This window comes from Citrobacter sp. H12-3-2 (assembly GCF_009649895.1).
GTDB classification, from domain to species: domain Bacteria; phylum Pseudomonadota; class Gammaproteobacteria; order Enterobacterales; family Enterobacteriaceae; genus Citrobacter; species Citrobacter portucalensis.
Genome location: NZ_CP045837.1, coordinates 1618955 through 1639150, shown reverse-complemented (window position 1 = coordinate 1639150; position 20196 = coordinate 1618955). Strand labels below are relative to the sequence as shown.

Annotated in this window: 15 protein-coding genes; 4 read left to right on the top strand and 11 right to left on the bottom strand. The window is 50.3% G+C overall.

Annotation, left to right across the window (positions count from 1 at the left end; genetic code table 11):
- Positions 1-58: 58 nt before the first annotated feature.
- The 5 genes from GHC22_RS07730 to GHC22_RS07710 form a co-directional block, all read right to left on the bottom strand.
- On the bottom strand, positions 59-1702 hold the full coding sequence (locus GHC22_RS07730; RefSeq protein ID WP_153752601.1) for a multidrug ABC transporter permease/ATP-binding protein: 1644 nt from the start codon (positions 1700-1702) through the stop codon (positions 59-61).
- Between the two features lie 75 nt (positions 1703-1777).
- Positions 1778-2428, bottom strand: a complete 651-nt coding sequence (alkB, locus tag GHC22_RS07725) for a DNA oxidative demethylase AlkB (RefSeq protein WP_079934555.1) — start codon at positions 2426-2428, stop codon at positions 1778-1780.
- Positions 2428-3492 carry a bifunctional DNA-binding transcriptional regulator/O6-methylguanine-DNA methyltransferase Ada gene (ada, locus tag GHC22_RS07720; RefSeq protein ID WP_153752600.1) on the bottom strand — a complete coding sequence of 355 codons (1065 nt, stop codon included), beginning with the start codon at positions 3490-3492 and terminating at the stop codon, positions 2428-2430. Before ada ends, alkB begins: the two co-directional genes overlap by 1 nt.
- 79 nt (positions 3493-3571) lie before the next feature.
- On the bottom strand, positions 3572-4624 hold the full coding sequence (gene apbE, locus GHC22_RS07715) for an FAD:protein FMN transferase ApbE (protein WP_071444655.1): 1053 nt from the start codon (positions 4622-4624) through the stop codon (positions 3572-3574).
- Between the two features lie 114 nt (positions 4625-4738).
- Positions 4739-5854, bottom strand: coding sequence for a porin OmpC (locus GHC22_RS07710; RefSeq protein ID WP_048215883.1), 1116 nt, complete (start codon positions 5852-5854; stop codon positions 4739-4741).
- A gap of 737 nt (positions 5855-6591) precedes the next feature.
- Between GHC22_RS07710 and rcsD the strand changes: the two genes are divergently transcribed.
- Positions 6592-9261 carry a phosphotransferase RcsD gene (gene rcsD / locus GHC22_RS07705; protein ID WP_153752598.1) on the top strand — a complete coding sequence of 890 codons (2670 nt, stop codon included), beginning with the start codon at positions 6592-6594 and terminating at the stop codon, positions 9259-9261.
- A gap of 16 nt (positions 9262-9277) precedes the next feature.
- Complete coding sequence (rcsB, locus tag GHC22_RS07700; RefSeq protein ID WP_003027592.1) at positions 9278-9928, top strand: response regulator transcription factor RcsB; 651 nt, start codon at positions 9278-9280, stop codon at positions 9926-9928.
- A 118-nt stretch (positions 9929-10046) separates the two neighbouring features.
- On the opposite strand, the gene rcsC is transcribed toward rcsB, so the two are convergent.
- A complete protein-coding gene (rcsC, locus tag GHC22_RS07695) occupies positions 10047-12893 on the bottom strand; it encodes a two-component system sensor histidine kinase RcsC (protein ID WP_008785313.1) in 2847 nt (948 codons plus the stop codon).
- Between the two features lie 54 nt (positions 12894-12947).
- Between rcsC and GHC22_RS07690 the strand changes: the two genes are divergently transcribed.
- Together GHC22_RS07690 and GHC22_RS07685 are read left to right on the top strand one after the other, a co-directional pair.
- Complete coding sequence (locus GHC22_RS07690) at positions 12948-13211, top strand: hypothetical protein (RefSeq protein ID WP_081364668.1); 264 nt, start codon at positions 12948-12950, stop codon at positions 13209-13211.
- A gap of 50 nt (positions 13212-13261) precedes the next feature.
- Entirely contained in the window at positions 13262-14017 is a 756-nt protein-coding gene (locus GHC22_RS07685) for a MurR/RpiR family transcriptional regulator (protein WP_048224672.1), read from the top strand.
- A 93-nt stretch (positions 14018-14110) separates the two neighbouring features.
- Here GHC22_RS07685 and GHC22_RS07680 read toward each other — a convergent pair whose 3' ends face one another.
- The 5 genes from GHC22_RS07680 to gyrA form a co-directional block, all read right to left on the bottom strand.
- Positions 14111-15127, bottom strand: coding sequence for a Gfo/Idh/MocA family protein (locus GHC22_RS07680; RefSeq protein WP_048224675.1), 1017 nt, complete (start codon positions 15125-15127; stop codon positions 14111-14113).
- A gap of 11 nt (positions 15128-15138) precedes the next feature.
- On the bottom strand, positions 15139-16155 hold the full coding sequence (locus GHC22_RS07675; protein ID WP_153752596.1) for a PTS glucitol/sorbitol transporter subunit IIB: 1017 nt from the start codon (positions 16153-16155) through the stop codon (positions 15139-15141).
- Positions 16136-16534, bottom strand: coding sequence for a PTS glucitol/sorbitol transporter subunit IIA (locus GHC22_RS07670; RefSeq protein WP_048224679.1), 399 nt, complete (start codon positions 16532-16534; stop codon positions 16136-16138). Before GHC22_RS07670 ends, GHC22_RS07675 begins: the two co-directional genes overlap by 20 nt.
- 9 nt (positions 16535-16543) lie before the next feature.
- Positions 16544-17065 carry a PTS glucitol/sorbitol transporter subunit IIC gene (locus tag GHC22_RS07665; protein WP_006683705.1) on the bottom strand — a complete coding sequence of 174 codons (522 nt, stop codon included), beginning with the start codon at positions 17063-17065 and terminating at the stop codon, positions 16544-16546.
- Between the two features lie 358 nt (positions 17066-17423).
- Complete coding sequence (gene gyrA / locus GHC22_RS07660; RefSeq protein ID WP_057066395.1) at positions 17424-20063, bottom strand: DNA topoisomerase (ATP-hydrolyzing) subunit A; 2640 nt, start codon at positions 20061-20063, stop codon at positions 17424-17426.
- Positions 20064-20196 lie beyond the last annotated feature (133 nt).

The following is a 20196-nucleotide window of genomic DNA, read 5'->3' as shown; positions in this document are numbered from 1 at the left end:
ATGTAAATAACAATAAACAGTGCCGCCGGGTGGCTAAAAAACCGGCGGCACTGAAGGATCAGGCTGTGCGAGCCACCGCGTCGCGCGAGGCGGCGTCACGTTCATCGCCCAACAGTTCACTCAACTGTCCGTTACGCATTTCCAGTAGACGATCGGCGTGAATAAAATAGTGATCGTCGTGGCTGATGGCGAAAATGGTTTTCCCCATTTCCTGCATCAAAGGCAATAGCACCTGATAGAACTCCCGGCGGAAATGGGGATCCTGATCGGCAGCCCATTCATCCAGCAGAATGATGTCGCGCTCCTCCGCCAGGGCCAGCAGCAGCGCCACGCGTTTCTTCTGCCCTTTCGACAGCTTCAGATTGAGGATACGACCATCGCTCAGCTCCAGCTTATGACCCATCTTCAGATGTTCCAGCCACTTCGCGACCAGTTGCGGATTAGCCTCTTTACCTTCCGGCCCCAGCAGTTTGTCGAACAGCCAGACGTCGGTAAACACGGCGGAGAATAGCTTGCGGTAGTCTTCTGGTTTTTCAACGGCAACGGTCTTACCATCAAGCAATATTTCGCCTGACTGCGGCTGGTACAGACCGGTCAGTAACATCGCCAGCGTAGATTTCCCGCTACCGTTACCGCCAATCAGAAAGATCAGTTCACCGCGATGAATCGTCAGATTCACCGGCCCTACGGAAAACGCATTATCCTGATAGTGAAAAACCACGTTGCGCAGCTCCAGCGTTTGCCAGTTGGGAAACGCGGTTGGGCGTGGGAATTCGGCCTTAAAAGGTGCCAGTGCGAATTTATTCAGCTTGTTGAACGCCACCTGCGCGGTAAGCAGCGTCGGCAGCGCACCAACGGCAGAGAGCAACGGTGTTCGCAGGAATAACAGCGTCAGAGAATAGGTCGCTGCCACGGCGGTATCAGCCCATCCCAGACTGTTAGCCATCCAGAACACCAGGCCAATGGCACCCAGCATCATAATGTTCGACCAGTTAACCGCGCTCAGGTGGAAGGTATCGGCACGGATAATGTGGTGGCGATACTCTTTGGCATCCGGGACGTACATCTGATTAAAGATATGCTCGGCGCGCTCGCGGTTAAGCGTCAGCTCTTTGCGCCCTTCCAGCACCGTCTGATAATCGTTGTACAACTTGTCTTCAGTTTCGCGCAAGGTGGCCATGTGTTTATACACCCGCGCCACCAGCACAAATCCGCCCCAGATGGTGATTGCCATCCAGATTGCCGTTACCAGTAGCATTTTGGTCGACAGCATCGCCAGATACGCCGCCGATCCTATGGTCAGGATAATCCCCTGCACCAGCTCAGGCAGACGAACAAAGGCGATGGTGATGTTGCGGATATCACTGGTTAAACCGGCCAGCAACGAGGCGCTGCCAAGCTGTTCAATACGCTCGACGTGAGTATCCAGAATTCGTTTGATAAATTCGCTACGCAGGCGGTAGACAAAGTGGTGACCCAGCGTGGTCAACGCCAGCTGAGAACCGAGGGTGACAACCATCAACAACAGCAGCAGGCCAAGAAACTCCGGTAGCACCATCAGCGTGGTGTCGACCGTTTCGATCAAGCGCTGGTTGATAAACGCAATCAGCCCAATCCCCAACGCGGCGCTGGCGAGGCTGAGCGCCATCACGCTGATAAATGGCCAGCGATACTGCCGCCAGACAAGAAGTAAAAGTTCCATGCTAACAACCCGGACAAGTAATAACAGCCCGCAGTTTAAACATCTCTTCGTCGACAGCAATAATAATTCTTATTTTTATTCTTTTTTACCAGCCAGACGAAACGTCAGGTTGTAACGACAGTCTCCGGTTAATGGGTGATACCCTGTTTTAAGCGGCTGGATCCCATGATAAAACAGCCGCGAATTACCGCCCCACACCACGACATCGCCATGTTCCAGCAGCAAACGCTTTAAAGGGTCATTACGGTGCAATCCGCCAAATTGAAAGATGGCTGGTAGCCCCAGCGATACAGAGACAATCGGCGCCCGCAGGTCGGGCTCGTCTTTATCCTGATGTAAGGACAGTTTTGCCCCTGGCGTGTAGCGGTTAATCAGGCAGGCATCGGGTTGAAAATCAGCATATCCCGCCGCCGTCGCCGCCTGTTGGCACAGATCAGCGAACGCATCCGGCAGCGGCGGCCAGTGCGTGCCGGTGAGTGGATCAAACGGAGAATAAAGATAGCCATGCTGATCCGTCGTCCAGCCCAGATGGCCGCAGTTGGTCATCGCCACCGACATTGTATAGCCGCCGGGCGTCACCATCTGGCGAAACGGCGACTGTCTGGCGACAGCCGCTATTGCCTGAAGTAAAGTGGGCGCGGAGTCAAAAGCGAAACGTCGCAGAATAACCGCACCTGACGCCAGCGGTTCCTGCCAGGGTTTAGCATCCGCAAAGAGATCGAGCATTATGTTTCCTCGCCAGTAGTTTCCCGTTGCAGTAACTGCGCCTTGCGCGCAATACCCCATCGGTAGCCCGAAAGTGCGCCATCGCCACGGATCACCCGGTGACACGGGATAACAATCGCCAGTTTGTTGGCCCCACAGGCACTGGCCACCGCGCGCACCGCCTTCGGTTTGCCGATGGCGCTGGCCAACTGTTGGTAACTCACTGTTTCGCCGCACGGAATTGCGCGCAGCGCCTGCCACACCTGCTGCTGAAATGCGGTGCCTCGAATATCCAGGGGTAGCGATAGCGACGCGTCACGCGAGTTGATCGCAACGATCACTTCACGCACGCGCTGCTGAAAATTGGCATCTGCAGGAACATCCTGCGCGGCGGGAAACAGCGCATGAAGATCCGCAACCAACGTAGCGTCATCATCGCCAAGCAAGATCGCGCAGATACCCCGCTCGCTTTCCGCCACCAGACAACGGCCCAGAGCGCAATCTGCGAGGGTATAGCGTACAGAAACGTTGTCGCCACCTTTACGAAATTGCTTTGCCGTCATGCCTAATGCTTGATCGGCTTTGCGGTAGTAGCTGCTGCTGTCGGGGAATCCGGCGTTGAGAATCGCCTGTGTAACCGGAACACCTTTCGCCAGGGCATCGCGCAGACGGCGAGCACGCCATGATTGTTGCCACACTTTCGGGGTCATGCCCGTCGTGGCTTTGAACAGACGATGCAAGTGATACGGGCTCATTGCCACCTGCTGTGCCAGCTCGTCCAACGTAAGTGGTGACTCTTGCTCCAACAACTGACAGGCGCGGGCAATTTTATCCAGCCGATGCTGTTGCGCGCTGTCTTTATCCGGCTGACAGCGCTTACAGGGGCGAAACCCGGCATCCTGTGCCTGCTGGGCATCGGCGAAAAAACGGACATTTTTGCGCAGCGCATGTTTTGCCCGACAGGACGGACGGCAGAAAATACCGGTGGTCTGGACGGCAAAAACAAACTGGCCGTCGGCGTCAACGTCGCGATCCACAACGGACTGCCAACGGTCATCGTCAGTGATGCGTAAACGATTTTTCATTTCGGACTCCTTTGTTAAGCATAGCGCTTAGCCTCAGTGTGTCCCCATCGTCGGGCATAAAAACCCGCAATCTTGCTTTTTAATTTTTTTCGCTGACCAGAAAGCTATTAAACTGCGGCGACATCCAGGTTTTAAACCCCTCACCCTCTTTCACAATCATATAGACCGCCAGCCCTTCACGACGCACGACTTCTTTGGCCTTTTCCGGGCCGAGCACCATCAATCCGGTATCCCAGCCATCGGCTTCCAGCGCCGTTGGCGCAATCACCGTTACGGACACCAGATTATGTTCGATCGGGCGACCGGTTTGTGGATCGATAACATGGGAAAGGCGCTTACCGTCCAGCTCATAATAGTTCCGGTAGCTGCCGGAGGTGCTAATGCCGTGCCCGTTAATGTCGACAATCGCCTGCACCGCGTTTTCGCGATCGGTGGGTTTCTGGATTGCCACTCGCCACGGATGCCCTTCAGCATTCATTCCCCTGCTGTTCAGCGCACCACCAACGGAAACCAGATAACGGGCGATCCCCTCTTGCTCCATCAATCGAGCCAGATGATCGGCGGCGTACCCTTCACCAACGGTCGAGAGATCAACATACAGATCCGGCAAGTCTTTTTGCAGGTAGTTCTGATGCGCTTCATTCACAACTTTCAGATGAGAAAGCCCGGTTTGCGCTTTTGCAGCGTCAATTTGCGCTTGGGTGGGAATATGCAACGGCTGCTGATCCGGGCCAAAGCCCCACAGGTTGACTAACGGCCCCACGGTGATATCCATGGCCCCATCGGTTTTTGCACCAATGCGTAGCGCCGAAGTCACGATATCCGCCATGGCGTCGTTAACCGGCCACGGCGACAGGCTTTTCGACAGGTTAAAGCGCATTAACGCAGAATCGTTTTTATAGGTGGAGAGCAGTTGATCATCAGCATCAAGCTGAGTCTGGATCTTGGCCTGCAGTTCCCTGGCGCGTTTGGCATCTACGCCTACCACACTGACCCGCCAGAAAGTGCCCATCGTTTTACCTTCCAGAACCGTGGCAGGAATTGTGGTCTGAGCAGGTTTCGGGGCCTCATCGCACCCGACAAAAAAGATCGTCACAGCCAGCAGTGCTGCGCGATAAAAATTCATTTCCATACGTAATTATCCTCATGCGAACGGGCGCAAGAGTACACCAAAAATCGTTGTTTGTACGGCGAAAAAACGGCATTAAAAAAGGCCCCGCAGGGCCTTTGATAGACATAATGTAGATTAGAACTGGTAAACCAGACCCAGTGCTACGATGTCATCGGTGCTGATGCCAGCATCACGAGTGAACTGGTTGTCATCCAGCAGGTTGATTTTGTAATCAACATAGGTGGACATGTTTTTGTTGAAGTAGTAGGTCGCGCCAACATCAACATATTTCAGGATATCTTCGTCGCCATAGCCGCGGCCCAGGTCTTTACCTTTGGACTGCAGGTAAGCCACGGACGGACGCAGACCGAAGTCGAACTGGTACTGAGCAACGGCTTCGAAGTTCTGTGCTTTGTTAGCCCAGCCCAGGGAGCCCGCACGCGTTGCGTTGTAGGTCTGGGTGTACTGTGCTGCCAGGTACACGTTGTTCGCGTCGTATTTCAGACCACCAGTGTAGGTTTCAGCACGGTCGCCAGTACCGAAGTTCAAACGGTTCTGCTCGTCAGTACGTTTGGAGCTGGTGACAGCAGTACCCAGTGCGAAGCCTTCACCGATATCATAAGTGATAGATCCGCCAACGCCGTCGCCGTTTTGACGCAGCGCGTCACGACCGTTGTTGGTCACGCCAGTGAACGTTCTGCCGTTCTCGTCTTCGCCGCTTACGCTACCGTTTTTACCCTGATACTGAATGGCAAAGTTCAGGCCATCAACCAAACCGAAGAAGTCGGTGTTACGGTAGGTCGCGAAGCCGTTACCACGCTGCTGCATGAAGTTGTCAGCACCGTAAGTATCGCCGCCGAATTCTGGCAGGACGTCGGTCCAGGACGTTACGTCGTAAACTACGCCGTAGTTACGACCGTAGTCGAAAGAACCTACGTCAGCGAATTTCAGACCCGCAAACGCCACACGCGTCCAGGCGTTGTTTTCACTTTCAGCCGCATTACCCTGAATCTGGTATTCCCACTGGCCGTAACCGGTCAGTTGGTCGTTAACCTGAGTTTCGCCTTTGAAGCCGATACGCATGTAAGTCTTGTCACCATCATCACCTTTGTTGTCGGAGAAATAGTGCAGACCGTCGACTTTACCGTACAGATCTAATTTGTTGCCGTCTTTGTTATAAATTTCAGCCGCATTCGCTGCGCCTGCTACCAGCAGTGCTGGTACCAGGAGGGACAGTACTTTAACTTTCATGTTATTAACCCTCTGTTATATGCCTTTATTGCTTTTTTATGCCACTGCATACTGATTAAGGTCATTAACCAGTCGGCAACTTCATTCTCCGCAAAAACACAGAATAATCCAACACGAATATGATACTAAAACTTTTAAGGTGTTTCATTTATCGGCATAGATGTTTCTAAATGTTAATACAAGGGAACTTTTTTAAAATCAAAAAACAGTCGAAATAAGCACAAATAATCAAGAATAATTTCAATTCTCTTTAAAATCAATGTATTGTACAAAAATATCTTATAGCACTGAATGACAAAACAAAATCTTCACTCGCAACTAAAATAGACCCGCTATCATCATTAACTTTATTTATTACCGTCATTCATTTATGAATGTCTGTTTACCCCTATTTCAGCCGAATGCTCAGCGTTCGGTTTTTTTTTACCCTTCTTTACACAAAGCTTACCTTTCTGTGCTACCGATGAAAAACTATAACAACTATTAACTATCTCGGGCGTCACGATCAGATATAAGTTTGATAAATAATTTCTTGTTATTTAATGCTAAATGTATACATTCCGTACGAATATTTGTACCCACCTTTATCCACTGTACACCTTTGCACCGCCATGACTGCAACAAAATCAGGCGCAAAGAATGCAGGCCAGGCGGCGCAGTGTAAGTGTGGTAATTCATACATTACCCTTTATACTGCCCTTTCATCTTTCGCGTCGTTTAACAGGTCATAAACACGAATGAGTCAGTCTGACACAACGGTTTCCACCCGATTCTCCCTGTTACCAGGAAGTATTACCCGTTTCTTCTTATTACTGATCGTTGTGCTGTTGGTGATGATGGGTGTTATGGTCCAGAGCGCCGTCAACACCTGGCTAAAGGATAAGAGTTATCAGATTGTCGATATTACCCATGCCATTCATAAAAGGGTCGATACCTGGCGATACGTGACCTGGCAAATCTATGACAATATTGCCGCTACAACCAGTTCGCCAGGCGCAGATGGGCTACAGGAAACGCGTCTGAAACAAGATATCTATTATCTTGAGAAACCCCGCAGAAAGACTGAAGCGCTGATTTTCGGCTCGCATGACAGTTCTACACTGGAAATGACCCAGCGCATTTCAACGTATCTGGATACGCTGTGGGGCGCGGAGAATGTCCCATGGTCAATGTATTACCTGAATGGTCAGGATAACAGCCTGATCCTAATCTCAACGTTACCACTGAAAGATCTTACCTCCGGTTTTAAAGAATCGACGATTGGGAATATTGTCGATTCCCGACGCGCTGAAATGCTGCAACAGGCTAATGCGCTGGATGAGCGTGAAAGCTTCTCTTCACTGCGACGTCTGGCCTGGCAAAACGGGCATTACTTCACGCTACGCACGACCTTTAATCAGCCAGGACATCTGGCAACGGTTGTCGCCTTTGACCTGCCGATTAATGACTTGATCCCTCCCGGGATGCCGTTGGACAGTTTCCATCTGGAACCTGATGCCACCTCAACGACCGAGCACCTGAATGAAAAAGAGTCGCCTGACAGCGTCAGCATTAATTTCAACAACAGTAAAATTGAGATCTCTTCGGCGCTAAACTCAACGGATATGCGGTTGGTGTGGCAGGTTCCGTTTGGCTCATTGCTGCTCGACACATTGCAAAGCATTCTGCTACCGCTTTTGCTGAACATTGCGTTACTGGCCCTGGCGCTGTTTGGTTATACCACCTTTCGCCACCTCCCTGCCCGTTCGACTGAAGTGGCGCCAAACCTTGCGGCAAATAATGAGCTGCGTGTTCTGCGCGCAATCAATGAAGAGATTGTTTCCCTTCTGCCGCTGGGATTACTGGTACACGATCAGGAAGCAAACCGCACGGTTATCAGCAATAAAATTGCCGACCACCTGCTGCCGCATTTAAATCTGCAAAACATTACCAATATGGCAGAGCAGCATCAGGGAGTGATTCAGGCCACCATCAATAATGAACTGTATGAGATCAGACTGTTTCGCAGCCAGATCTCCCCGAGAACGCAGATCTTTATCATTCGTGACCAGGACCGCGAGGTGCTGGTCAATAAGAAACTGAAACAAGCACAGCGGCTGTATGAGAAAAACCAGCAGGCCCGCGCGGCCTTTATGCAGAATATTGGCAGCGCGCTGAAAGACCCCGCGAAAACGCTGGCTGCTAATGCCGCCGCGCTCAATACACCAGACAGCCAGAAACTGGCCAATCAGGCCGACGTTCTGGTGCGCATGGTGGACGAAATCCAGCTAGCCAACCTGCTGGAGAACGATGCCTGGAAAGGTGAATCCACACTGTTTTCCGTGCAGGCATTAATTGACGACGTGGTTCCGGAGGTTCTGCCGGCCATTAAGCGTAAAGGGCTGCAGCTGCTGATTAAAAATCACTTAAGCGCCCATGACGAACGCCGTGGCGATCGCGATGCCTTGCGCCGTATTTTGCTGCTGTTGATCCAATATGCGGTAACCACCACGCAGATTGGTAAAATCACGCTGGAAGTCGACCAGGATGAGTCAGAAGCCGAACGCCTGACCTTCCGCATTCTGGATACCGGGGAAGGCGTCACATTAAATGAAGTTGATAATCTCCATTTCCCATTCATTAATGACACGCAGGGCGATCGGTATGGCAAAGCCAACCCGCTGACGTTCTGGCTGTGCGATCAGTTATCCCGCAAGCTTGGCGGACACCTGAATATTAAAGCACGGGAAGAACTTGGAACACGTTACATCGTCCATGTTAAAATGCCGCTGCACGATCAACATGCTGATAGTGAAGAGCGCCTGTTGGATGACGTCTGCGTAATGGTTGATGTCACCTCAAATGACGTACGTAGCATTGTATTACGTCAGCTGGAAAACTGGGGGGCAACCTGCATCACGCCCGATGAACGGTTGAATAGTCAAGAATATGATCTCTTTTTAACGGATAATCCGTCTAATCTTACTGCCTCAGGCCTACTTTTAAGCGATGATGAGTCTGGCGTACGGAAAATTGGCCCAGGCCAACTGCGCGTCAACTTTAATATGAGCAATGCTATGCAGGAAGCTGTCCTTGAGCTGATTGAAGAGCAGCTGGCACAAGAAGAGTTCCAGGAACTCCCCCTCGGCGGAGATGAAAACGCCGAACTTCATGCCAGTGGTTACTACGCACTCTTTGTAGACACAGTACCGGATGATGTTAAGAGGTTGTATACTGAGGCGGCTATCAGCGATTTCGCTGCATTAGCCCAAACGGCCCATCGCCTGAAAGGCGTGTTTGCCATGCTTAATCTGGTACCCGGCAAGCAGTTATGTGAAGCGCTGGAACATCTTATTCAAGAGAAAGATGCTCCAGGTATAGAAAAATACATCAGCGACATTGACGTTTACGTCAAGAGCTTGCTGTAGCAAGGTAGCCCAATACATGAACACTATGAACGTAATTATTGCCGATGACCACCCGATTGTACTGTTCGGTATTCGTAAATCACTTGAGCAAATCGAGTGGGTAAATGTTGTCGGCGAATTTGAAGACTCCACTGCACTGATCAACAATTTGCCTAAGTTGGATGCGCATGTGTTGATTACCGACCTCTCCATGCCGGGAGATAAATACGGTGATGGGATCACGTTAATTAAATATATCAAGCGTCATTTCCCGAGCCTGTCGATTATCGTTCTGACCATGAACAACAATCCGGCTATCCTGAGCGCGGTACTGGATCTCGATATTGAAGGGATCGTACTGAAACAAGGCGCGCCAACCGACCTGCCAAAAGCGCTGGCCGCGCTGCAGAAAGGTAAGAAATTTACCCCGGAAAGCGTGTCTCGTCTGCTGGAGAAAATCAGCGCCAGCGGCTATGGCGACAAACGTCTGTCACCGAAAGAGAGTGAAGTTCTGCGCTTGTTTGCCGAAGGTTTCCTGGTTACTGAAATCGCTAAAAAGCTCAACCGCAGCATTAAAACCATCAGCAGCCAGAAAAAATCGGCAATGATGAAGCTCGGTGTGGAAAACGATATCGCACTGCTGAATTACCTCTCCTCCGTGACGCTGAGTCCGTCAGACAAAGAATAATTCTTTATCACGTCAAAATGCCTGATGGCGCTGCGTTTATCAGGCCTACGAACACACAGCATCGTGCACTTTTCGTAGGCCGGATAAGACTAACGCCGCCATCCGGCTCTTTTATCCCCTATCCCCGCGTTTTTCTCACTCTTTCCGCATATACCGCCAGCGTTTGCTTCAATACGTCTAAGGTCACCGGCTTGGACAGACAGCTATCCATACCTGATTCCAGACAACGCTGCTTCTCTTCGGCAAGCGCGTTTGCCGTTACCCCCACAACAGGCAGCGTTAACCCTAGCTGGCGGATACGCTGCGTCAGGCGATAACCATCCATATTTGGCATGTTGACGTCACTCAGCACGATATCGATATGGTTTTTGCTGAGTACGTTGAGCGCATCCACACCGTCATTCGCCGTTTTACACTGATATCCCAACGATCCCAGCTGATCGGCCAGTAAGCGCCGGTTGATAGGGTGATCGTCAACAACCAGGATCATCATGTCATCGTTCGTCGCACCGGCTTTATCCGGGGCTGGCAACGCCGTGGAGAGATCTTCACTCCCCAGCTCTACACTGTAGATATGCGCCAACAGCGCAGGCAGTTCGTGCGGTGACGCCACACTGTGTACCCATTCTCCAGGCTCTCTTTCCAGCGGAATGCCAATATGGCGGCGGCAGAAAATTACCGCTGCCCGTCCCTGCCAGGCCTGTTCCAGCACATCGTCGGCCACCAGCAGGTCATCCGCATCGGGCTGTTGTCCCTCATATCGCAGCACCGTCATCCCGTTACGCGTCAGGCTGGATTCGAGAAATTGGTACAGTGACGCATTGCGTACTGCCAGCCAGCAACGCGTGCCAGCCAATCCTTCTACACCCTTTTTCAACGGATACTGTGCGCCATAAAGCGGAATACGCAGCGTAAACTGACTCCCCATTCCCGGCTCGGAATCGACGGAAATATCCCCATCCATCATGCTGATCAGTTTTTCACAAATCGCCAAACCGAGTCCCGTTCCCTGGAAATTACGCTGTACGCCAGTCCCCACCTGGAAGAAAGGATCGAACAACCGAACCACCTCTTTGGCAGGGATCCCTACACCGGTATCACGCACTCGAATGCTCAGGTAGTCGCCGCTGCACTGCACGTGCAGCACAATACAACCGGTATCGGTAAACTTGATTGCGTTACTCAGCAGATTAGAAATCACCTGTTGTAAACGCATCGGATCGCCATTCAGCGCCACGGGCACATCCGGGTCGATAAAGCAGTACAACCCCAACTGCTTGCGGACCACCAGCGGCAAATAGTTAGCCGTAATATGGTTCATGACTTCACGCGGTGAAAACTCTCGCGGCTCAATCTTCAGCTGTTCAGATTCAATTTTTGAGAAGTCGAGAATATCGCTGATAATTTTCAGCAGCAGGCTGGAAGAGTTATTCATCGCCGTTACCAGACGATCCACCCCACTCGGTAACTCTTTGGTTTGCAACAAATCAAGGTTTCCGATAATGCCATACAACGGTGTACGTAGCTCATGGCTCACCGTCGCAAGGAACATCGATTTGGACTGGCTGGCCTGTTCCGCCGCCTGCGCCATCTCCTGCAACGACTCTTCCATTTTAACGCGCGCACTGACATCAACCAGGACACAAATTGCCACATTTTCATTGCGATAGCGCGAGTGCACAAAGCTGATTTGCAGATTGGTATTGTTGCTGGTTAGCACATCAACAAAATTGACCTGTTGGCCGCAAATAATTTGCGTTAACCGCTGACGGTCTTCATGCGTCAGCATATTCAGATAGGTGTGCGCCAGTTCGTTACTCAGGATGTTAATCCCATCCATCGTGCGCAGAATACAAATACCCACCGGCGCAGAAGCTACGATTTTACGGTTAAACTGCTCATGTTCTTCCAGCCGCTGAGCATCGCTTTCCGCTGGAATAAAAATGCGCCGTTCATACATGCGCGTGAGCATAAACAATGCCGCGCCAACCAGCACGTTCAACAAGATAGCGTTCAGGATCATCATGCGGATCCGCTCCAGCACCAGATCGACCGGAACGGAATAGACGATGCTCAGGGAGGACGGAGGCAGATTCTTCTTCAATACCAGCTCGCGGAAACCCGGCGTGTAACCAAACCAGGAACGTTCCTGCATCCAGTGGGGCTCAGCCTTAATATTCCCTTCAGGGCCAGTGAGCGAAATCAGCGCATGCCCATTTTCGTCGAGGATGGTCACGCCCATCGGTAAACTGCCCGGCGTGAAGAAATTCTCCATACGAATAGGCTGCTCTACGCCCAACAGCGCCTGGAGGCGATTGGCGAGGTAAACCGGCGTCAGCGCATAGAAATACCCTACTCCCGGACGCGGCCCCTGGCTGATCCAGAACAAGTTGTTGCCGTTTTCGTCTTGCGTAGCATTGCGATACTTAATAATGCGCTCATGCAACGCCTTCAGGGCCTCGTCACGTTCGACAGGCATATCACGCAAGCCGAAATTGGCCATACAGAGGTTGTCGCTGCCGATCAGGAACACTCGATTTAAATCATAGGCGGCGGAAAAGTTGTCGCGCCAGTAGCGCATAAACCAGGCTAGTGATTCCAGAGAGCCTCGCCAGGCGTTGCCCATGACAGAACAGTCGGAGTCGGCAAACAGCGGCTCAAAATTTGGCACGACGGTTTTATCATCTCGCGCCCGCAGCGACATCACGCCGTTTTCCGCCGTTAAGCGATTTTCGGCAATATATTTCAGCTCTTTAATGACATCAGATGTGCGCTGAATGTAGCGCTGGGCCTGATCGGAGCTGAGATTAAGCTCCTGATGGATCTCAGACTCTCGCTGATGCAGCGCATTCACAATGTAGAACACGGAGGCGAACGCAATCAGACACCAGATAACGAGCGCCAACGCTCTGAACAGGTAGCGTGAAACTTTTAGGGTTGAATGAACGGAAGCAAGGTATTTCAAAGGGGCGAAGCTCCGCCTCAGGGCATTAATAGAGTGTGGTTAAGGTAGCGGTAAATGTCCGGCGTCGCAATGCCCTCTCTTTACGGGAATATGATACACCGCTCTGAAACCCTTGTCTTAACCCCGCAATATTTACACAACCAAATGGTCATTGTGTCGATAATTCCACATGTTTATAGCGTAGAAATCACAGGCCGTTCAGCAGTCTTATCTGAAAATGAGAAAAAACGCTTTGCTGCTTGCCCTGCTCAACGTTATGCGGGGGAAGCGCCGTCAATCCTCTTCACGTTAACCACTCGCCAGGCAACACAGAGGTAACTTGAAGGAAAAAGTGTATATGTCATAATAAACAAAACCGAGGGACCTCAATGAACATTATCGAACAACTTCAGTTACTGGTGAAAACTGGCTCACACACGGAACAAACTATTAGTCGTTACATTCTGGCTACATTATCAGGCGCAGAAAAACTGACATCGACAGCAATTTCAAAAAAGACTCAGACCAGCCAACCTTCTATTGTTCGTTTTGCTCAAGCGCTCGGTTATACCGGTTTTACTTCTTTTAAATATGATTTAATTAAATGTCTACGCAGTGAACCTGCAGTGCTGCTTCCAGCACAGGCAACAAAGAACAATGTTATTCTCAGTGAATTTATCAACAATAATAACCCAGCAGCAATTAATACTTTCTTTGAAATTATCAGCTCCAGCCGCAACCTTTATTTTTGTCACTCCCGGGAACTAGGCTCTTTACTCAGTAATATCATTCAGGACTACAGTGATATTGGTAAGGTCTGTATTCCCGTTGAGTATCAAAATGCCGATTCGCTGTTAGCCAACAGCCTGACAGATTGTGATTCCGTAATCTTGCTACCGGGTCCCAAAGATGAACCGGATAACCAGTTGATTACATTGATTCGCGAGCATGAGGCTGCCTCGCTGGCTGTCGCCTGCCACCAGAGCGGCACATCGCTTGCCGATGTGACCCTGTACACTCCTCAATCCAGCGTCAGTCCTCTGAGTTTTGCCGCATTGAAAATGTCACTGCATACGCTTTTCTTTCATGCCCTGCAATATTGTTATCTGAATATGAATAATGAAAAGACGCCCCATAAGCGATGATCATTGGCAGGGTTGGGGGGAATAAGACACCCTACTTTAATCATAGAAATTAAAGTCAAAAAAAATACTTATGAGACGTAAAAAAAAGATTAATTACAAGTGCACAATATTTCCTGTTGATAGTGAATGATGTACTGCCTCGCAAATTAACGTAGCCTGTAAGCCGTCTTCTGCTGTTGCCAGATAAGGTGTATCAAATAATATATGCTCCACAAAATCATGTATTGGCTGAATTCCGTATCCGCTGGCCTTGTTATTAACATAATTGATAAAGTTATAATTTGGTGTCGCGCTACGTTGTGGTGTAAACATTTCATAGCCGCGCAACTGCGCATCTGCTCGATAATAGTTATTTTCAGTAATAACAAAACTACGACCATCATTTGCTTTGGGGAACGTAGAGGGCAGACACCATCCCACCTCCACCGTCCATTGCGCACCATTTTCAAACGTAACAAAAGACTGAATGGTGTCCCAGGAGTCGATACCTTCAGCAACCAGTTTCTTTTTCTGCCCTATCGCATAGACGCTCACTGCGTTGGCACCGTTCATATAGTATCGAATTAAATCGAAACAGTGAGTGCCGAGAAAATGGACGGGTGAGCTTTCATTCGCCCACGATAACCAGTTTTTTGGCACATCGATGATGTCATCCATGCTCATATAGCCACGTAGTACCTGACCGGTTTCAGGCTTCAATAGCTCATGATGAATATGTTGCGCCATTCCGTCCCAACGCTTGTGGTAATCAACACCAATTTTCACCCCATACTCTGTAGCGCAACGGATAATCTCCCGACATTCCGCCGACGTTGTTGCCATCGGCTTTTCAATCAGCACATGTTTTCCAGCGGTAATGGACTCAATTGTTGCATCAAAGTGGAAAGGATCCGGGGTGGCTATCGATACCAGATCAACTTGCGTAGCGGCAAACAGTTCTGCCAGCGATGCAAAGCCGGGAATATGAAACTCCTGAGCTACGCTGGCCCGAATGTCCGGGTTGATTTCGCAAAACCCGACCAGATTCACCCACGGATTATAGTGGTAAGCATTGATATGGTGTTTGCCATAAATTCCCGCGCCAACCACCGCGGCATTGATTTTATTCATTACATGATTCCTCAGTTAAACAAACCAAAAGAAAACAGATAGCCGATAGCCACCGCCAGAGGAGCGGTAATCATTCGTGATAACAGGAAGGCAGGAACGCCAAGACGAATGGTCTTCTCTTTCGCCTCCTGCATGGAAAGCCCGACAGGAATAAAATCGGCCCCTACCTGAACATTTATCGCGAACAGTGCCGGCAACGCCATCAGTGGAGAAACCACTCCGCTACCGATTAATGTTCCCACCAACACACCCACAACCTGTGCTATGGCCGCGCCAGGAGCCAGAATGGGTGAGATAAACGGTAAGCCGCAGATAATCGCGATGACAAACAAGCCAGTTAACGACCCGGCAAGCGGTGATAGCGCATTCCCGGTCCACTGACCAATTGCCGTTTCCTGCACCAAAGCAATTAACACAGAGATAAAAGCCATAAACGGGATAACGTTTTTAATGCACAGCTCAACCGACTCACGCGCAGAGGTATACAGCAGGCTGACAAAATTACCGATACTCGTAGCAAATCGGGTCAACAACTCCAGCGCAGTGTTGGTTGCTGAACCGCGTGGTTTTGTGTCAACCTGGCGGCTGACAACCGCCGAAGCATCACCTGCGGGCAAAGGTTCAGCAAGATTAACCTCTTCGTGTGCATTGACCGGTTGGTTAAGCGTTTCAATCAACGATAGCGATTCGCTGCTGACATCAGAAATATAGATATCCTCAGTGATATACTTCGCCAGCGGTCCCATCGCGCCGGTAGGGAGGATGTTGATGGTCTTGATTCTTTTTTGCGGGTAGATGCCGCAGCGCAATGAACCACCGCAGTTGATCACCACGCAGAGGATTTTCTTATCATCTGGCATTGCATCAAAGCCGTTAACCACCGGCATCTCGAGCATTTTACCCAGTTTTTTTGCAATAGGGTCAATGCTTTTCCCGGTGAGCGACAAGATTACTTTGCTGGTATCGCGAGATAAATACATGTCATCGCCAATTCCTGAATGACCTTTTTTAATCAGCACGGTTTTCATTGGTTTTCCTCATTATTGTCAATGGGCCCGTTAATTCATTAACGGAAGGCGAGAAACCGCTTTTAACGTGTAATGAACCATAGGCAATTGGCTTTTCTGCCCCGTCAAATACCACTGTAATATGACCCAGCTCACATAGATTTTGCCACGCAGCATCTCCCCAGCAGGTGATATTCCATATCTGGTTATTAATCTGTAAAACATAGTTCGCTGTTTTTTGTAACGGTGCGCTATCAAAAACAATATTCTTTATAACCAGCACATAATCGAGATAATCTTCCGGGGCGCGATCGTTAAACGTTATGAGCATGCCATTAAGCAGCCCTTCTTCTACTTTCTTTCCAGCTTTTACGACATCAGCCGAAAATAGCACTTTCATTGTCTTTCCTTATTCCTGATTAAGTTCGCGTTTTTCCAACCTTGTGAAGATATATTCGGTAAGAAAACCGCGGATAAATCCAAGCAGAATACCTGCAGCGATATAACGCAATGCCAAGTCGGCAACAGGAAGGTCGAGTCGGGTAATCCCCGCCGCCACTCCCAGCCAGATAAAGAGTTCCGATGGTACGATGTGGGGAAACAGCGAGGTCAGTGGATGTACGGTACTGCCCAGTGCATCCTGATAAGCGGGCTTACACCGTTCAGGCAGGAACTTACCCATTGTCAGCGCGCCGGGGCTGCTAAGGAAGAACCAGGCAAAACTGGGCAATATTCCGTATGTTAATATTTTTGATTTCCCCATCAGAGTCGCGACTTTTTCCATTCGCTGTTGACCTATTAACTTCATAATGAAATTAACCGTCAGAATTAATGTTATCAACATCGGAATGGTACTGACGATCATCCCAGAGAATATCTTCCCTGCACTCTGAAAAAGATGGATAAAGCCTTCCGCAATTTCAACTATCATAGTTAACTCCCAACGCCGAGGTAAAAGTATATTCATCCGTCAGAGATGAACTGACAGACTGAGGCAGCCAACGCATTTTTCTTTCACACTTCAGGTGCTTTTTCTTAAATAGTTTGCAGGTCTCCTGTTCATAGCGGATGTTAAAAAATCTTTTATTGGGCAGAGAAAAGTTAGCGGTAAAAGAGTGAACAAACAGTGAGCACTCTCACAGAGTTATAATTATTCATTTATTTTTGTATTTTTATACAAGAAGCGGGTAGACGGTTAGAAAAAGATAATGAGCTGATGGGTAAGGGATTATTCAGGACGTAAAAAAGGGAGGCAAAGCCTCCCTTGTGCACAGTATTACAATGTTTAATTACTCGTCAGCGTCATCCGCTGCTGCATCATCATCGCTTTCCGCTTCAGGTGCGATATCCTCGTCACCTTCAGCTGCACTTCCGTCGATGGAATCGAGCTCTTCATCATCAACCGGTTCAGCAACGCGTTGCAGACCCACGACGTTTTCATCTTCCGCAGTACGGATAAGGATCACACCCTGGGTATTACGCCCTACCACGCTGATTTCCGACACGCGAGTACGTACCAACGTACCTGCGTCGGTGATCATCATGATCTGGTCGGTATCTTCAACCTGCACTGCGCCAACAACGGAACCGTTGCGCTCGGTAACCTTGATGGAGATAACGCCCTGGGTCGCACGAGACTTGGTCGGATACTCTTCCGCCGCCGTACGTTTACCGTAACCGTTCTGAGTAACGGTCAGGATCGCACCTTCACCGCGCGGAACGATCAGCGATACCACGCTATCTTTTTCCGCCAGCTTGATACCGCGTACACCGGTCGCGGTACGACCCATTGCACGGACAGCATCTTCTTTAAAGCGCACCACTTTACCTGCCGCAGAGAACAACATGACTTCGTCACTGCCGGATGTCAGATCTACACCAATCAGTTCGTCGCCTTCGTTCAGGTTAACCGCAATAATACCGGCAGAACGCGGACGGCTGAACTCGGTCAGCGCCGTTTTCTTCACGGTACCGCTGGCGGTTGCCATAAAGACGTTCACGCCCTCTTCGTACTCACGTACTGGCAGAATTGCGGTAATACGTTCGTTAGCTTCCAGCGGCAACAGGTTGACGATAGGACGTCCACGTGCGCCACGGCTTGCTTCCGGCAACTGATAGACCTTCATCCAGTACAAACGACCACGGCTGGAGAAGCAGAGGATCGTGTCATGGGTGTTGGCCACCAGCAGGCGGTCAATAAAGTCTTCTTCTTTAATGCGTGCCGCTGATTTACCTTTACCGCCACGACGCTGCGCTTCGTAATCGGTTAACGGCTGATATTTCACGTAACCCTGATGAGACAAGGTTACGACTACATCTTCCTGGCTAATCAGATCTTCGATGTTGATGTCAGCGCTGTTCGCGGTGATTTCGGTACGACGAGCGTCACCGAACTGTTCACGAATCAGCTCCATCTCTTCACGGATAACTTCCATCAGACGATCGGCGCTGCCCAGAATGTGCAGCAGTTCAGCGATCTGTTCCAGCAGCTCTTTGTATTCGTCGAGCAGTTTTTCGTGCTCAAGGCCGGTCAGTTTCTGCAAACGCAGATCCAGAATAGCCTGGGCTTGCTGTTCAGTCAGATAGTACTGACCGTCACGCACACCAAATTCCGGCTCCAGCCATTCAGGACGCGCGGCGTCATCACCGGCACGCTCCAGCATGGCGGAAACGTTGCCCAGTTCCCACGAACGCGCAACCAGCGCAGCTTTCGCTTCAGCCGGGGTCGGCGCGCGGCGGATCAGTTCGATGATCGGATCGATGTTCGCCAGCGCAATCGCCAGCGCTTCAAGGATGTGCGCACGGTCGCGGGCTTTACGCAGTTCAAAGATAGTACGACGGGTTACGACTTCACGGCGGTGACGTACAAACGCGGCAATAATATCTTTCAGGTTCATGATCTTCGGCTGGCCATGGTGCAATGCAACCATGTTGATACCGAAGGAAACCTGCAGTTGGGTCTGGGAATAGAGGTTGTTCAGAACCACTTCCCCGACCGCATCACGTTTCACTTCAATCACGATGCGCATACCGTCTTTGTCAGACTCGTCACGCAGCGCGCTGATGCCTTCAACGCGTTTGTCTTTTACCAGCTCGGCGATTTTCTCAATCAGGCGCGCTTTGTTTACCTGATACGGAATTTCGTGAACGATGATGGTTTCACGACCCGTTTTGGCATCCGCTTCGACTTCCGCGCGTGCGCGAATGTACACTTTGCCACGACCGGTACGGTAGGCTTCTTCGATACCACGACGACCGTTGATGATCGCGGCAGTCGGGAAGTCCGGACCCGGAATATGTTCCATCAGCCCTTCAATGCTGATGTCTTCATCGTCAATATATGCCAGACAGCCGTTGATCACTTCGGTCAGGTTGTGCGGCGGAATGTTGGTCGCCATACCTACCGCGATACCGGACGAACCGTTCACCAGCAGGTTAGGAATTTTGGTCGGCATGACGTCAGGAATTTGTTCGGTGCCGTCATAGTTGTCGACGAAATCAACCGTTTCTTTTTCCAGGTCAGCCATCAGCTCATGGGCGATTTTCGACATACGGATTTCCGTATAACGCATCGCCGCTGCGGAGTCGCCATCGACAGAACCAAAGTTACCCTGACCATCTACCAGCATGTAGCGCAAGGAGAATGGCTGCGCCATACGAACAATGGTGTCGTAAACGGCGATATCACCATGAGGGTGGTATTTACCGATTACGTCACCAACGACACGGGCAGATTTTTTATAGGCTTTATTCCAGTCGTTGCCCAATACGTTCATGGCGTAAAGTACGCGACGGTGAACCGGTTTCAGGCCATCTCGGACGTCCGGCAGCGCACGGCCAACAATGACCGACATCGCATAATCCAGATAGGAGCTCTTCAGCTCTTCCTCAATGTTGACCGGTGTAATTTCTCTCGCAAGGTCGCTCATCTAACCGCTATCCCTCTACTGTATCCCGGATTCAAAGGTCGCAAATTATAACACATCCGTGCAGATTCAGGTAAATGGATTCCCCCTGACAGAGGCTTTATTCATCCCGTCAGGCTGATATACTCATTTGCAT